Origin of the sequence: Bhargavaea cecembensis (assembly GCF_000826125.2) — a bacterium.
Taxonomy (GTDB): Bacteria; Bacillota; Bacilli; order Bacillales_A; family Planococcaceae; genus Bhargavaea; species Bhargavaea cecembensis_B.
This window is the reverse complement of the sequence record NZ_LN651371.1, coordinates 121,977-136,375: the sequence shown is the minus strand read 5'-3', so window position 1 is coordinate 136,375 and position 14,399 is coordinate 121,977. Positions and strand designations below refer to the sequence as shown.

The window sequence follows — 14,399 nt, the reverse complement described above, 5'->3', positions numbered from 1 at the left end:
ATTTGTCGTTCGGCGGGTTGTATTGTCGAAATTATTCTTATATAATGAGACTTGGGGATTAAAATGAATGACTATTCATTCAACAAAAGGGGGATGATCATATGAATCTCGTGACGCGCGTCCACCAGACGTCTCAGGAGGAACCGGGCAAGATCGCCTATCATTTCATGGGCAAGGACACGACCTATGCGGAGTTTGACCAAACCGTCGGACGGTTCGCCGCAGGCCTCTCGCAGCTTGGCATCGGGGAAGGGGACAAGGTGGCGTTCCTGCTCGGCAACACGCCGCATTTCCTGATCTCGCTTTATGCGACGATGCGCCTCGGGGCGACCGCTGTTCCGGTCAATCCGATCTACTCGCCGGAGGAGATCGCGTTCATCGTGAACAACAGCGACGCCAAGACGGTCATCGCGCTCGATGCGCTGCTTCCGATGATCGAAAAGGCGGCGGGCGCATTCCCGGCCGTTGAGTCGTACATCGTCTGCGAACTGCAGCCGGACACGCCGCAAAAAATCGCCGAACTGCCGGAATCCGTGCGCGGCAAAGTGAAACCGTTTACACAGGTTGTTGCGGGGGCGCCGGGTTACACGGAGGTGAAGGAAGCGGATCCGGACGAAACGGCGATCATCCTGTACACGTCCGGGACAACCGGGCATCCGAAAGGCGCGATGCTCACGCACAGGAATCTGTATTCCAATGCGCGGGACGTCGCCGACTACCTCGGCTTCAGCCCCGATGACCGGGTCGTCGCGACATTGCCGGTGTTCCACGTGTTCGCCCTGACCGTCGTCGTGAACGCACCGCTTTTGCGCGGAGCCGAAGTGCTGATCGCTCCAAAGTTCAGCCCGTCGGACGTGTTCCGGCTCATCCGCGAGAAAAAGGCGACAATCTTCGCCGGCGTGCCGACGATGTACAACTTCATGTACCAGTATCCGGAAGGCAAAAAGGAAGACTTCGATTCCGTCCGGCTCGCCATATCCGGCGGCTCGTCGCTCCCGGTCGCGCTGCTCCATAACTTCGAGGAGAAGTTCGACGTCCGCGTGTCCGAAGGCTACGGACTGAGCGAAGCGTCCCCGGTCACATGCTTCAACCCGCTTGACCGCGACCGGGTGCCGGGTTCGATCGGCACGAACATCGTCAACGTCGTGAACCGGGTCGTCGATGAATTCGGTGAGGATGTGCCGGTCGGGGAAGTCGGCGAACTCATCGTCCAGGGACCGAATGTCATGAAAGGCTACTACAAGCTGCCTGAAGAGACGGCGGTGGCCCTCCGGAACGGCTGGCTCTACACCGGAGACCTCGCTCGCCAGGATGAGGACGGCTACTTCTACATCGTCGACCGGAAGAAAGACCTTGTCATTGTCGGCGGCTACAACGTCTACCCGCGCGAAGTCGAAGAAGTGCTGTACGAACACCCGGCCGTCGTCGAAGCGGCCGTCGTCGGCATCCCGGATCCGAACTACGGAGAAGCGATCCGCGCCTACGTCGTGAAAAAAGAGGGCGACCCGACGACCGTCGATGAGCTGAAAGGATTCTGTGCCGCGAAACTCGCGAAGTACAAAATCCCGGCTGAAATCGAGTTCCTTGAGGAGCTGCCGAAAAACACGACCGGCAAGATCCTTCGCCGCTCGCTGAAAGACATGGCGACGAACAGCCGATGAATGGAGAGATGGAAGACCGGTGGAGCGGGGCTCCCCGGTCTTCTTTGATTTCGCCCTTATTTTAAGTTGTTCCGCAACTCGAAATAGTTTAGACTATTGATAGGTTTTTCAAAAGGGGGAGTTTATGATGACGAAAAATAAAATCACCGCGGAGTCGCTGTTCGACTTGTATTCGGTGACGAATCCGAATCTTTCGCCGGACGGCAATGAGGCGGTGTTCATCCGGACACATATGGACAAGGAAGAGAACAAGTATGTCTCGAACCTGTTCCACGCCGACCTGAAGAGCGGCAAAGTGACGCAGTGGACGCACGGCAAGGGCAGGACGAGCCAGCCGGCCTGGTCCGAGGACGGCAAACAGATTGCGTTCCTCTCCGACCGCGACGGCAAAAACCAGCTGTACCGTCTGCAGACGGCAGGCGGGGAAGCCGAGCAGGTGACCGAATTTGCGAACGGTGTTTCCTCATTCGTCTGGTCGCCGTGCGGCAAGAAGATCTGGGTGAACGGCGCCGTCAAGCAGGACAAGACGTTCACGGACAAGGAAGAAGAGAAGAAGGATGACAAGAAGCCGGAACCGGTCCGCGTCACGAAAATGAAATACAAGGCGGACGGCCTCGGTCTGCTGCCTCAAGACCAGTTCCGCCAGATCGGTTCGGTGGACTTGGAGAGCGGCGAAGTGACGCAGTTCACGAAAGGCGACCACCAGCACGCGCTGAATGCTATTTCGCCGGACGGCAAGCAGATCGTCTTCAGTGTGAACCGCGCGGAAAACCAGGACTTCGAATTCCGCGGTACGCTGTATGTTGCGGACGCCGAAACGAAGGAAGAAACCGTCATCATCGACGAAGAAGGCTACTACGGCGGGGCGGCATTCTCTCCGGACGGAAAGAAAATCGCTTTCATCGGCGCCGACCGCCGGCTTGAAAACGCGACGCATGCCGATGTGCATGTGTACGATGTTGAATCCGGCACCCGCACTGTCCTCACCGAGTCACTCGACGCGCCGGTCGGCGACATGGCGGTCGCCGACTTCCAGCAGGGAGCCGACGCGCCGGCCGTCGTCTGGGCGGGCAACGACTCGCTTTATTTCCAGGTGTCGACGATGGGCGACGTGCGCCTGTACTACGCGACGCTCGAAGGCGAACTGTACCCGGCCACACCGGAAGACGAGCATGTCTACGGCTATGATATCTCCCGTGACGGCAAAACGGCGATCATTGCAGTGAGCGACCCGGTAAATCCGGGCGAGCTTGCCGTCCAGGACATCTCCTCGGGCAGCCGCAATGCGCTCACTTCATTCAACGGGGAATTCCTCGGCGAACACGAACTCGTCAAACCGGAGCCGATCGTATACAAGGGGCCGAAAGACTGGGACGTGCACGGCTGGATCATGAAGCCGGCCGGATTCGAGGAAGGGCAGAAATACCCGCTCATCACCGAAATCCACGGCGGCCCGCACACGATGTACGCCAATTCGTTCTTCCACGAAATGCAGCTGCTCGCGGCGAAAGGATACGGCGTCCTGTACGTCAACCCGCGCGGCAGCCACGGCTACTCCCAGGAATTCGTCGATGCGGTCCGCGGTGACTACGGCAACGGGGACTACGAAGACATCATGGCCGGCGTCGACTATGCGCTGGAGCACTGCGACTGGATCGATCCGGACCGTCTCGGCGTCACGGGCGGCAGCTACGGCGGATTCATGACGAACTGGATCGTCGGCCACACCGATCGGTTCAAATCCGCCGTCACCCAGCGCTCGATCTCGAACTGGATCAGCTTCTTCGGCGTGTCCGACATCGGCTACTACTTCAGCGAATGGCAACACCGCGCCGTCATGGACGACGTCGAAGCCCTATGGGACATCTCCCCGCTGAAATACGCGGCGGACGTCAAGACCCCGCTCCTCATCCTGCACAGCGAAAACGACTTCCGCTGCCCGATCGAGCAGGCCGAGCAACTCTTCATCACGCTCAAGCACATGGGCAAAGAAACCGAATTCGTCCGCTTCCCGAACGCCGACCACAACCTGTCCCGCGCCGGCCTGCCGAACCTCCGCATCGAGCGGCTCGGAGAAATCACAGGCTGGTTCGAAAAGTATTTGTGAGAAGGTAAAGGGCGGGAGCGGCCGCGAAACTAAAGCTGGCGGAGTCGAAACTAAAGCTGGAGGCTCCGAAACTAAAGCTGACGGAGTCGAATCTAAAGCTGGAGTCCGTGAAACTAAAGCTGAAGGCGTCGAAACTAAAGCTGAAGGCCGCGAAACTAAAGCTGAAGGCCGCGAAACTAAAGAAAGCGCCGGACGACGGCGCTTGGCAGAAAGGAAATAGGCAGTTGAGCTACACCGAAAACGGCACGACCATCCGACCGGTCCACGAAGAAGACCTCCGGCGGCTCTGGGAACTCAGCTTCCGGGACAAAGACCCCGAATGGAAGCGCTGGGACGCCCCGTATTATCCTCACTCCACGATGACATGGGAAGCATTCCAAGAGAAACGGGCCAATCTCGTCGGCCAGGACGACTTCTGGGTGATCGAACGCGGCGGCGACGTCATCGGCATGGTCAGCTGGTACTGGGAACACGAGCCATCCCGCTGGCTCGAGATGGGCATCGTCATCTACGAACCGCAACACTGGGGAGGCGGCATCGGCACGACCGCCCTCCGGATGTGGAACGACCACCTGTTTAATACGATGCCGCTCGTCCGCACCGGATACACAACTTGGTCCGGCAACGAACGCATGATCCGCGCGGGCGAAAAGCTCGGCTTCAAAATGGAAGCCCGCCTCCGAAAAGTCCGCTACTGGAACGGAGAATATTACGACTCGATCCGGATGGGGATGCTGCGGGAAGAGTGGGAAGAGCTGAATAGAGAGAAGTAAGGGAGAAAGCCGGCGTGTCCAATGAGGATGCGCCGGCTTTTTTAGATTGAGAAGGGGATGAGGAATGTTGATCATAGAAAGGGTCAAGGAAGGGGATATGTGGCATAAATTACGCCTAAAGCTCGTTGGTTGCAGGACGCTTTCTGGTCAACATAAACAGTACAAATAGCCCATTAAAATATTACCAAAATTTGAGTATTATTATGACAAGTAAAAAATACAGGGGTGTGGGTAGAATATAATATACGTGGTTTGGGTGTCTGTTCCAGAAAACTACCTACTACAATTATTCCCCGGTTCGCTTGGCGTATCAATAAAATATATTAACATCAGCGTTAGTAGTGGAAGCGGATATAATACTGCATCGGCACAACACTCATGGTATTACTGACTTACCAATACAGAGGAGAGGAGGATTCTATTTGAAGAAACATAAGGCACTGGTTATTTCTCTTTTTATTCTTCTTCTCGTTTCTTTGGTTCCCATTTATGTTTTTAGTCAAAACAATCATCTAGAATCAACAACCGAGCAAGCCAAGGTGATCAGCAAAGAGAACAATCAAAAGGAGCAGTGGATAATCCTGGAGGACAGCAAGCGAGTCTACATCGAAACCTTCAGCGTATGGGCTCTGCTTGAGGTAGGAAACAACTATTTGATCCGCTATGAAGAAAAGAAGCCTGGACAATATAACCTCAAAGAAATTGTTCCAGAAAACTTCGAGGGTCAATTCTGAAAGTAACGAGGAATCTGTCCTACGAGTAGTCCCTGATTGCGAGAAATTCCGACCTAAACGGGCAAGCCGCCTGAAGTCAAAAAACTGGGTGGTGTTTCTTAAAGATGAAACGGAATAGGAAAGCCGTGAGCCAAATGGAGAGTGATCATGTTTTCGAAGATCAGGAACTGATTCGCCAAGTTCAAAAAAGTTGTGAAAATTATGAAGTGGGACGGATATATGACCAAAAGGAAGGTCTAAGGTATCTGCGAAGCAAGACTTCTAAATAAACGAAGAGAAGCTATCGTAATAATTCTAGGAGGAATATTTGAGACCAGCCGGGCAGCCCGCATGCGCTGCCCGGCTTTTCCGCGCCCGGACTCCACCTCTTAAAACCCCACACATCCCCTAATAGACTTCCCGTTCCCGATAGCGTACAATAAACCCATCAACATATGAACAATTCATCATATATTAATGAATAAGAACAGGGGGACGGGGATGATGGGCCGAAAGGAAATCCAAGAAACGGAAATGCTGAGTGCGGAAGTGGAACAGGACATGGCGAATCTGTTCCAGGCGCTGTCGAATCCGACGCGCATCAAGATTCTTTATTTGCTGAAGCAGCAGTCGCTGACGGTGACGGAGATCAGCAACCGGCTGGAGGTGTCCCAGAGCGCGGTATCGCATCAGCTCAGGGAGCTGAAGCTGGCGCGGCTGGTCCGGAATCAGAAACAGGGCCGGGAAATGATTTACCGGCTGGATGATGACCATGTCCATCAGATTTTCCATATGGCGATCGAACACGTAAAGGAGATCTACAACTATGAGTGAGCTGACGACGAATCATGCCGCCAGATCTTGCGGACACAATCATGATCACGACCATGATCATGAGCACGGCGGGAATCTCGCCGTTATCCTGTATTTCACCGGGCTGGCCGCTTTTCTGATCGGGCTGTTTGTCGGTTCCGACATTTGGCAGGCGATTCTGTATCTCACCGCGCTCGTCGTGTCCGGCTACCATATCATCATCGAAGGGTTCGCCGACACGTTCAGGCAGACGGCGCTGAAAAAGAAATTCACGCCGAACGTCCATATCCTGATGACCCTCGCTGCAATCGGAGCGGTCATCATCGGGGACTACCGGGAAGCGGCGCTCCTGATCCTGATCTTTGCCGGGGCCCACTTCCTGGAGCATTACGCGGAAAGCAAAAGCAACAAGGAAATCACGGCGCTCCTGAAATTGAATCCGACAACCGCCAGACGGATCAATCCGGACGGGACGATCGAGACTGTCGACGTTTCTGCGCTGAATATCGGCGACCGGCTGTCCATCCTGAACGGCGACCAGATTCCGACTGACGGGATCGTCTTATCCGGAAACTCGTCTGTCGACCAGGCGTCCATCACGGGAGAAAGCATGCCCGTTGAGAAGAGGGCGGGCGATGCCCTGTTCGGCAGCACGATCAACGGCACCGGGACGATGACGATGGAAGTGACGAAAGACAGCGCCGATACGGTGATCTCAAAGATCATCCAGCTCGTCAGCCAGACGCAGAACAACGTGTCGAGGACCGCCGCGTTCATCAAGCGGCTGGAGCCGGTGTACGTCAAAGTCGTCCTGCTGCTCACTCCGTTTTTCTACCTGCTCGGCTATTATGCGTTCGGGTGGGGCGCCTACGGAAGCTTCTACCGGACGATGGTCTTCCTTATTGCCACATCGCCTTGCGCACTTGCGGCGACCGATATACCGGCCACCCTGTCGTCGATCAGCAACCTGGCGAAGCGCGGCGTGCTGTTCAAGGGCGGATCCTATTTGTCGAACCTGTCTGACCTGAAAGCGGTGGCATTCGATAAGACCGGAACCCTGACGACCGGGAAGCCGTCCGTGACCGATACGTATTTCGGTGACCACGTAACGACAGAGCAGGAGAATGCGTTTGCCCGGATCATCGTCTCGATGGAAAGCAAGTCCAATCATCCGCTCGCGCAGGCAATCCTGAAGCACTACCCGGACATGGCTCCGCTTGACCTGGAAGTGGAAAACCTGATCGGCACCGGACTCGTCGCGGAAGCGGACGGCACGCTTTATAAGATCGGCAAGCCGAGCTCCTACAAAACGATTCCCGAGCTATTCATCCGGCAGACCGAGCTTTTCGAAAAGGAAGGGAAAACAGTCGTTTATTTCGGCAACGACGAAGAAGTGCTTGGGTTGCTCGCCATCCAGGACGTGCCGAAAGAAACTTCGCAGGAAGCGATCCGCTATTTGAAAGAACAGGATATCCATACGGTCATGATTACGGGTGATGCCGAACGCACCGGCCAGGCGATCGGCCGGGTGCTCGGAATCGATGAAGTGCGCGGCAATGTGATGCCCGAAGAAAAAGCGAGCATCGTCGCCGATCTGAAAAAGACCTATCCGGTCACCGCGATGGTCGGGGACGGAGTGAACGATGCGCCGGCGCTTGTGGCGGCGGATGTCGGCGTGGCGATGGGGGAAGGGACGGACATTGCGATCGACGTAGCCGACGCCGTCCTCATGAAAAACGATCTGACGAAGTTCTCCTACACCCACCGGGTTGCGAAGAAACTGCGCCGGCTCGTGATCCAGAACATCTCGATTGCATTGGCGGTCGTCGTGTTCCTCGTCATCGTAAATATGACCGGCAACATGAACATGACCGCCGCGGTCGTCATCCACGAAGGCAGCACGCTTGCAGTCATCCTGAACGGCCTGAGGATGCTCAAGGGCCTGGAAACCTGATCGTCACAACAAATGAAAACAAGCCGGAGCCTGCATGTTCGCGGGCTCCGGCTTTGCTATGCATTTATTCATACCTCAACGCATCGATCGGGCTCAGCTTGGAAGCTTTGTTTGCCGGCAGGATGCCGAACACGATGCCCGTGAATGACGAGAAGAGGATGCCGACCAGGACGACGACCGGGTTGATGAGCGGAGAGAACGGCAGGAACTGCGCCGCGACGGCGGTGACGAGCGCCGCGAAGCCGATGCCGATCAGCCCGCCGAGTGACGTCAGGGTGACCGACTCGATCAGAAATTGTCCGAGGATCTGGCGGCGGGTGGCGCCGAGCGCTTTTCGCAGGCCGATTTCCCGGGTCCGTTCGGTGACCGAGACGAGCATGATGTTCATGACGCCGATGCCGCCGACGAGAAGCGAGATGCCGGCGATGCTGCTGATGAAGAGGGTGATCGTCATGTAGAAGGAGTCGAATTCCTCGGCGAATTCGGTCATATCCTGGGCAACGAACATGCCGCCTTCGATTGCCGTCAGTTCATTCAGCTTGTCGGCTGCCATGTTGCCGGTGTCGAACAGGGTCTCCGGGTTATCCCCGATGACGCTGATCGTATCGATCTCAGGAGCGCCGAACATCATCGAAATGAGCGTGCGCGGCATGAGCATCTCACCGTTGGAAAAGTCCTCGAGCTGCTGGAATTCGGGCGGCAGCGTCGTTTCATACACGCCGACCACTTTGTACGGATTGCTTTCGATCTCGATGATGGCGCCGACCGCTTCCTCGTCCGGCTTGAACATCTTCTCCCGGGTGAGCGAATCGATCATGACGACGCGCGAATAGCTGTCGTTGTCACGCGTATTCAGCCGGCGGCCTTCAAGAAGCTTGATGTCCTTCGCAATAAAATACTGGTTGTCGACGCCGGTCATCTGCATGTCAGCGGTATGTTCGTTGTACACCATCGAGCCCCAGCCGCTGTTCGTCGCGAGAATGTGCTTGACGCCGGGCACTTGCTTCACTTCGTCGAGCTGTTCACCCGTCAGGTCCGGCTGTTCCACCCAGATCATCTCGCCGTTTTCCTCGATGCCGGTCCCTTCAAAGTAAATCGGGACCGCGTTGTCATCTGTGCTGAACAGCTCGTCCGACATCTGCTTGCGCGCTCCGTCGCCGATCGCGACGACGATGATGACCGCACTCACGCCGATGATGATGCCGAGCATCGTCAGGATCGAACGGACTTTATGGTTCCAAATCGATGACAAGGCGACGACGAATCCTTCCCAGATGTTCATGCCGTCACCATCCTGTCTTCGACGATGAGCCCGTCACGCAGGACGATGACCCGGTCGGCGTATGCCGCGATCTCTTCCTCGTGCGTGACGATGATGACCGTCTTGCCTTCGCGGTTCAGTTCGGTGAGGAGTTCCATGATCTGAGCGCCGGTTTTGGAGTCGAGCGCACCGGTCGGCTCATCCGCCAAAATGACGGACGGATGGTTGATGAGCGCGCGGGCGATCGCGACGCGCTGCTTCTGGCCGCCGGACAGCTCGCTCGGCAGATGACCCATCCGGTCGCCGAGTCCGACTTTCTCAAGCAGGCTGCGGGCGCGTTCGGCGCGCTCTTTTTTCGATGCGCCGGAGTAAATGAGCGGCGTTTCCACGTTTTTCTGGGCGTTCAGGCGGGGGAGCAGGAAGAACTGCTGGAACACGAAGCCGATATGCTCGTTGCGCAAGCGGGCCAGCTTGTTCTCGTTCGCCGCCTTCACGTCCTCGCCGTTCAGCGAATAAACGCCTTCCGTCTGCTTGTCCAGGAAGCCGATGATGTTCATGAGCGTCGACTTGCCGGAACCGGACGGCCCCATGATCGCGACGAATTCCCCGTCACCGATCTCGAGGTCCAGCCCCCGGAGCACCGGTACGGTCAGACTGCCGGCGCCGTATGCTTTTTTGATATTACTCAGCTTCATCATGTTCAGAATCCTCCGCTTCGGCTTCAGGGGTTTCCTCCGCCGGCGTTTCCTCCAACTCTTCCGGGGCTTCCTCGATCAGTTCGGAATCTTCCATGCCCTCGAGCTCATTCATGTAATCCTCCACGATCATCCCGGGCTCCAGTTCCTTCTCGGGAAGGATATACGGATTCGTGACGACGAGCTCGCCCGGCTCAAGGCCCTCTGCGATGCCCGCGAATTCATCGCTCATCTCCCCGAGAACAATCGTCCGCTTTTCGAGCGTATTGTCTTCTCCAATCACCCAGACGAACTCATTGCCTTCCTCATCCATGTCGAGCGCCATGTGAGGGATGGCGATCTGCTCGCTCTGTTCCAGATCGGAGACGTTGATCTCAAGCGACACGTGGAACCCTTGCCGCAAGTCGCCCGTGTCGCCGGCGAGCGTGACGGTGAACGGATACATCGTGACGTTTCCGCCTCCGCCGCCGTAGTCTTCCATCCCGCCCTGGTCGCCTTCAGGGAAATGGGAGACCGATTCGATCGTCCCGTCCCAAGTCCGGTCTTTGAACACTTTCGGGCGGATGACGACCGGCTGTCCGTGCTTGACCTTCACCGTGTCGAATTCGCTCATCGACCCGATCACTTTGAACGGACCGCTTGAAATGATGTGGACAACCGGTTCAGAAGCGCCGTTTTCGGACGGCTCGATATTTTTGTTCACCTTCACGACCGTCCCGTCGATCTTGCTCTTTACCGTCAGCTTTTCCTTTTGCACGGCGAGTTCGTCGATCGACTGCTGGGCGGAGCTCACTTCGTCCTTGATGCCTTCGATCTCCATCTCCAGGCTGACAATCTCCTTGGACGCGGCATTGATTTCTTCTTTCGTCACTTCAGGATTCTTCTTCATGTCTTTCAGCTGCTTTTGCGCAGTAGTGATTTCATCGTTGGCGATCGCCAGGCGCTTCTTCGTCAAATCGCGCGACCGGACCGCCTTGTTGTATTCGGAATTGATCGCGGAATCGTCATAGGTGAACAGCGGAGTGCCCGCCTCGACCTTATCATTTTCCGCGACGAGGAACTCTTTCACTTCGCCGTTTTCAGCTTCGTGGTAGACCTTCTGTTCGTCGCTCGGGATGATCTGACCCGTGACGAGGATCGTCTCACCGAGTTCCTGCAACTCGACCGGCTGGACCATCACCGGCTCATCAAACTCCTCCGACATGCTTCCCGAAGCGAGCAGCCGGTCCTTGAAAATGAATCCGGCACCTCCGAGAATCACGAGTGCCAGGACGATGATGATCGTCCAGACTTTTGCCTTCTTGCTCAATCTTTCCCCCTCCTTCTGATCGCCACCGCCAGCTTCTCTATATTTGGTGCCGGCGGTGAAACATTTCATGCGAATGTTAAGTTTTTTCGGCATGAAAAAAAGAAGGACCCTTGCCAGTCCCGATACATCCGTTCACAAAAAACTAGCAGAGACTGGATAAGTGACCCTCATCTACATTATACGATAGAATCCGAGTAAACAGCTATTATATTTTTGATGTTTTTAGTAGAGACTTTGCAGGTTTGCCGATGAATTTGAAAAGGAAACCGAACGGGACGGGAAGCCTCCGCGAAACCGCCTTTTGCATCCGCGAAAATCCCGCTGCCGGAAAAGCATCCGTGAAAATCGCCGACGGAATACGGACTCCGTTATAATGAAGGCACCAGAACACAGACAAGGTGGGATAGAGAGATGATGATCACAGACGAAGCGAAGGAGCTTCTGGAATCATTCTTGAATGAACGGGGCCTCGGTGGACTGCGGCTCACAGTGGAAGCGGGCGAGCAGGGACCTCAGTTCGCCATCACATTTGACGAACCCCAGGAATTTGATGTCGTCCAAACAATCAAAGGCATCCGGGTCGCCGTTGATGCCCAGTTGACGGATACCGACCTGCTCGTGCTTGACGTGGAAGAAGGGCCGGAGGGCAGGGGGATTGTGTTGCGGAGTTGATCGGAAGGAGAGACGTCCCTTGAAAAGCTATTTGGGGATAAAGGGAATGATATTCGGGGCAGGCGCCGGCATTGTAACAGTGTTGCTGTTCTCGTTCATCAGCCAGGCGCTTGCGGGCGGGATCATATCCGTTTTGGGAGAGCAATGGTTGTATATGTCCGTAATTCCGCCGTTCATAGTGGCATTCGCCTGGCTTGGACTAACCTTCAGAAGGAACAAAGAACTTTTCGCAAAGAAAATTTGGTTCATCAGTCTGGCCTGTGCGTTGCTCATTGCTTTATACAGCGGAACAGCCGGCGCACTGTTAGGAGAGGCGATCAGCAGAGGCGGCTTTGAAACGCTCAATGTAGCTGGCACGCTTGGCTGGGGAACTGCGTACGCCGTCATTCTGCTCCCGGTCACGGTTCCATATGCCCGGTTGTTGATTGGCTTGTTTATAAAATTTTTAAAGAAAGGATGCAGGATGGGCGAATTCATGGACTACGGAACGATGGAGATTGAAAAGTTCTTCTCCGGCTGCGGCTTCTACGATGAGAAAGAAATGGATATCTTATTGAAGGAGTTTGCCGATTGAGCCAAACAAAATAAAGGGAAGGGGGTTGGGGGGAATTAGGAAAACTTTCAGGATCGCGGCATGGATGCTGACGGCAGTGCTGGTGATCGTTTTGTCGGCCTGCAGCAAAGCGGGCACAAACACGATCAAGCCTGCGGATCTGTCCGACAGGGAAAGTGCGATTCTATCTACCTTTTCGGACGGTCAAATGGTGTTTGACTTTAAATTGGACGCCGATTTCAAGAATGTGACCGTCTGGGTGGAAAAGTACGAATCCGGCCAACTGGTCAATGAACATCTCGCCCAACTAGGAGGACCCGCCGAGCAGAACGGCACCATCATTTTCGGAAACGCCGCCATCGAAGAGAAAAATGTCTTTTATCTCGGCATTCAAAGCGGGGGAAACACAGGATCTTCCATCAATATCGATGACGAAGCAATTGATCTGGACAAACTGTCAAGCATCTCAGGGCCTTTCACAGGCAGTGAAGAATGGAGCGGACAAGAAAGAGTATTGGGGGATCTCTGCTATTCGAATAAAAGCAGCATGCGGACGCTGACACCGGAATTTTATGAAGACCCGGAAAGTCATCTGGATGAAATCAAGCCATATGAGGTCGTTTATTTGCTGAAGGCGAAGGCGGAGCGATAGGAGCAATTCCTGGCAGGAAATGCTATTCGTGCAGCCAAGAGTAAATCCATAAAGCAGAGAGGCGGATGGACATGAATGATAAAGAGACGTATTGGATCACGGTCCTTTCTTCCACGGAACGAAAGCGGAATTGAAGATCGGTGATTTGCTGGAGCCGTTGTATCAATCGAACTACCAGGACAAGAAATCAAATCATATCTACTTCACCGCCACGCTGGACGCGGCCAAGTGGGGGGCCGAACTGGCTGCATCCGAAGAGAAAGAGAGAATTTACCTCGTCGAGCCGCTGGGCCAATTCGAGAACGATCCGAACGTCACCGACAAGCGATTCCCGGGCAATCCGACCCGTTCCTATCGTTCCAAGTCTCCGCTGAAGATCGTGGCGGAAATGGGAGCGTGGGAACGGCATTCCGACGAGCAGATTAATCATATGGTCACCTCGCTGCAAAAACTGCGGGAAGAAGGGAAAGCGGTCATAGAGGATTGAGCCGGAGACTGACTCCATAAGCGCGAACTCAGAGAAAGTGAGGAGAGATAGGATTGGAGGAATTCGTGGATTGGATTGAAATCAGGGAGAGAAAAGATATTGACCACTTGTTGGAACGATTTGATCATTTCCACGACAGCTGTTTGAAGGAATCCTATCTGTGGACCGAGGCGTTTGTAGACTCCGATCTGGCCATGCACATGTCAGATGAGCGTGATACAAAGGCCCGGTTCCTTTTTCAGAGGCAATGGAAAGGCCCTTCGGCGATTGAACTGCTTTTCGGAGGTGTCACAACATTTCATCTTGCCCCACGTGCAGCCAATGAGGACTCTCTTATCTATGAGGCCCAATTATACTTCAGGAATGGTCTATTCTATTGGGCTGAAGATGGCGATTGGATATATGAAGAGAAGGAGCGCTTTCCAAATGTAAGCTGGATTTCTTCAGAGAAGTTGAAGTGGCGGGATGCAAGCTCCTGGATGGGAAAGCGGAATAGATACGGGGTGATCCTTTAATGGGCGGGATTGGCGTATGGGGGAGCTACTGGCTGCATCCGAAGTGGAAGAAAGAATTTATATCGTCGAGCCGCTGGGCGAATTCGAGAACGATCCGAACGTCACCGATAAGCGATTCCCGGGCAATCCGACCATACAATTTTAATGCCGAGTGTCATCCGAAGGGGCGCGAGTGTAATCGGAAAGGGGCTGAGTGTCATCGGAAGGGACACGAGTGTCATCGGAAAGGCGGCG

At 54.9% G+C, this 14,399-nt stretch carries 14 protein-coding genes and 1 pseudogene; 12 read left to right on the top strand and 3 right to left on the bottom strand.

Features of this window, described 5'->3' with window-relative positions; translation table 11 throughout:
- Nucleotides 1–101: 101 nt before the first annotated feature.
- The 6 genes from BN1189_RS01145 (at nucleotide 102) to BN1189_RS01120 (ending at nucleotide 8,021) form a co-directional block, all read left to right on the top strand.
- On the top strand, nucleotides 102–1,661 hold the full coding sequence (locus BN1189_RS01145) for a fatty acid--CoA ligase family protein (protein WP_040224759.1): 1,560 nt from the start codon (nucleotides 102–104) through the stop codon (nucleotides 1,659–1,661).
- A gap of 127 nt (nucleotides 1,662–1,788) precedes the next feature.
- Nucleotides 1,789–3,768, top strand: a complete 1,980-nt coding sequence (locus BN1189_RS01140; protein WP_040224881.1) for a S9 family peptidase — start codon at nucleotides 1,789–1,791, stop codon at nucleotides 3,766–3,768.
- A 224-nt stretch (nucleotides 3,769–3,992) separates the two neighbouring features.
- Nucleotides 3,993–4,541 (top strand): GNAT family N-acetyltransferase, encoded by a 549-nt coding sequence (locus tag BN1189_RS01135; RefSeq protein ID WP_040224880.1) that lies wholly within the window; start codon nucleotides 3,993–3,995, stop codon nucleotides 4,539–4,541.
- A 422-nt stretch (nucleotides 4,542–4,963) separates the two neighbouring features.
- Nucleotides 4,964–5,275, top strand: a complete 312-nt coding sequence (locus tag BN1189_RS01130) for a hypothetical protein (protein WP_040224758.1) — start codon at nucleotides 4,964–4,966, stop codon at nucleotides 5,273–5,275.
- Between the two features lie 483 nt (nucleotides 5,276–5,758).
- Entirely contained in the window at nucleotides 5,759–6,088 is a 330-nt protein-coding gene (locus BN1189_RS01125; RefSeq protein WP_052455558.1) for an ArsR/SmtB family transcription factor, read from the top strand.
- Entirely contained in the window at nucleotides 6,081–8,021 is a 1,941-nt protein-coding gene (locus tag BN1189_RS01120) for a heavy metal translocating P-type ATPase (protein WP_040224756.1), read from the top strand. The genes BN1189_RS01125 and BN1189_RS01120 overlap by 8 nt, the downstream gene beginning before the upstream one ends.
- A 64-nt stretch (nucleotides 8,022–8,085) precedes the next feature.
- Here the strand turns inward: BN1189_RS01120 and BN1189_RS01115 are convergent, their stop codons facing one another.
- The 3 genes from BN1189_RS01115 to BN1189_RS01105 are packed head-to-tail and all read right to left on the bottom strand — an operon-like array spanning nucleotide 8,086 to nucleotide 11,286.
- A complete protein-coding gene (locus BN1189_RS01115) occupies nucleotides 8,086–9,303 on the bottom strand; it encodes an ABC transporter permease (RefSeq protein WP_040224755.1) in 1,218 nt (405 codons plus the stop codon).
- Complete coding sequence (locus tag BN1189_RS01110) at nucleotides 9,300–9,980, bottom strand: ABC transporter ATP-binding protein (protein WP_040224753.1); 681 nt, start codon at nucleotides 9,978–9,980, stop codon at nucleotides 9,300–9,302. The genes BN1189_RS01115 and BN1189_RS01110 overlap by 4 nt, the downstream gene beginning before the upstream one ends.
- A complete protein-coding gene (locus BN1189_RS01105; RefSeq protein WP_052455557.1) occupies nucleotides 9,964–11,286 on the bottom strand; it encodes an efflux RND transporter periplasmic adaptor subunit in 1,323 nt (440 codons plus the stop codon). The genes BN1189_RS01110 and BN1189_RS01105 overlap by 17 nt, the downstream gene beginning before the upstream one ends.
- A 411-nt stretch (nucleotides 11,287–11,697) precedes the next feature.
- On the opposite strand from BN1189_RS01105, the gene BN1189_RS01100 reads away from it, so the two are divergent.
- The 6 genes and pseudogenes from BN1189_RS01100 to BN1189_RS01075 form a co-directional block, all read left to right on the top strand.
- Nucleotides 11,698–11,958: an adhesin gene (locus BN1189_RS01100; protein ID WP_040224750.1), complete on the top strand. Its 261-nt coding sequence runs from the start codon at nucleotides 11,698–11,700 to the stop codon at nucleotides 11,956–11,958.
- Nucleotides 11,959–11,977: 19 nt separating this feature from the next.
- Nucleotides 11,978–12,532 carry a hypothetical protein gene (locus BN1189_RS01095; RefSeq protein ID WP_069201930.1) on the top strand — a complete coding sequence of 185 codons (555 nt, stop codon included), beginning with the start codon at nucleotides 11,978–11,980 and terminating at the stop codon, nucleotides 12,530–12,532.
- A 64-nt stretch (nucleotides 12,533–12,596) separates the two neighbouring features.
- On the top strand, nucleotides 12,597–13,163 hold the full coding sequence (locus BN1189_RS01090; RefSeq protein WP_143242224.1) for a hypothetical protein: 567 nt from the start codon (nucleotides 12,597–12,599) through the stop codon (nucleotides 13,161–13,163).
- Nucleotides 13,164–13,254: 91 nt separating this feature from the next.
- A complete protein-coding gene (gene arr, locus BN1189_RS01085; protein ID WP_040224748.1) occupies nucleotides 13,255–13,650 on the top strand; it encodes an NAD(+)--rifampin ADP-ribosyltransferase in 396 nt (131 codons plus the stop codon).
- Nucleotides 13,651–13,703: 53 nt separating this feature from the next.
- The gene (locus BN1189_RS01080) at nucleotides 13,704–14,165 is read left to right on the top strand and encodes a hypothetical protein (RefSeq protein ID WP_257125349.1); all 462 of its coding nucleotides are present in this window, start codon (nucleotides 13,704–13,706) and stop codon (nucleotides 14,163–14,165) included.
- A 19-nt stretch (nucleotides 14,166–14,184) separates the two neighbouring features.
- A pseudogene (locus tag BN1189_RS01075) lies at nucleotides 14,185–14,298 on the top strand (NAD(+)--rifampin ADP-ribosyltransferase); the annotation flags it as partial.
- Nucleotides 14,299–14,399 lie beyond the last annotated feature (101 nt).

Excerpts from the sequence above, each read along its gene's own strand:
- BN1189_RS01145 (WP_040224759.1), top strand. The coding sequence starts at position 102 with ATGAATCTCGTGACGCGCGTCCACCAGACGTCTCAGGAGGAACCGGGC.
- BN1189_RS01140 (WP_040224881.1), top strand. The coding sequence starts at position 1,789 with ATGACGAAAAATAAAATCACCGCGGAGTCGCTGTTCGACTTGTATTCG.
- BN1189_RS01125 (WP_052455558.1), top strand. The coding sequence starts at position 5,759 with ATGGGCCGAAAGGAAATCCAAGAAACGGAAATGCTGAGTGCGGAAGTG.
- BN1189_RS01120 (WP_040224756.1), top strand. The coding sequence starts at position 6,081 with ATGAGTGAGCTGACGACGAATCATGCCGCCAGATCTTGCGGACACAAT.
- BN1189_RS01115 (WP_040224755.1), bottom strand. The coding sequence starts at position 9,303 with ATGAACATCTGGGAAGGATTCGTCGTCGCCTTGTCATCGATTTGGAAC.
- BN1189_RS01110 (WP_040224753.1), bottom strand. The coding sequence starts at position 9,980 with ATGATGAAGCTGAGTAATATCAAAAAAGCATACGGCGCCGGCAGTCTG.
- BN1189_RS01100 (WP_040224750.1), top strand. The coding sequence starts at position 11,698 with ATGATGATCACAGACGAAGCGAAGGAGCTTCTGGAATCATTCTTGAAT.
- BN1189_RS01090 (WP_143242224.1), top strand. The coding sequence starts at position 12,597 with ATGCTGACGGCAGTGCTGGTGATCGTTTTGTCGGCCTGCAGCAAAGCG.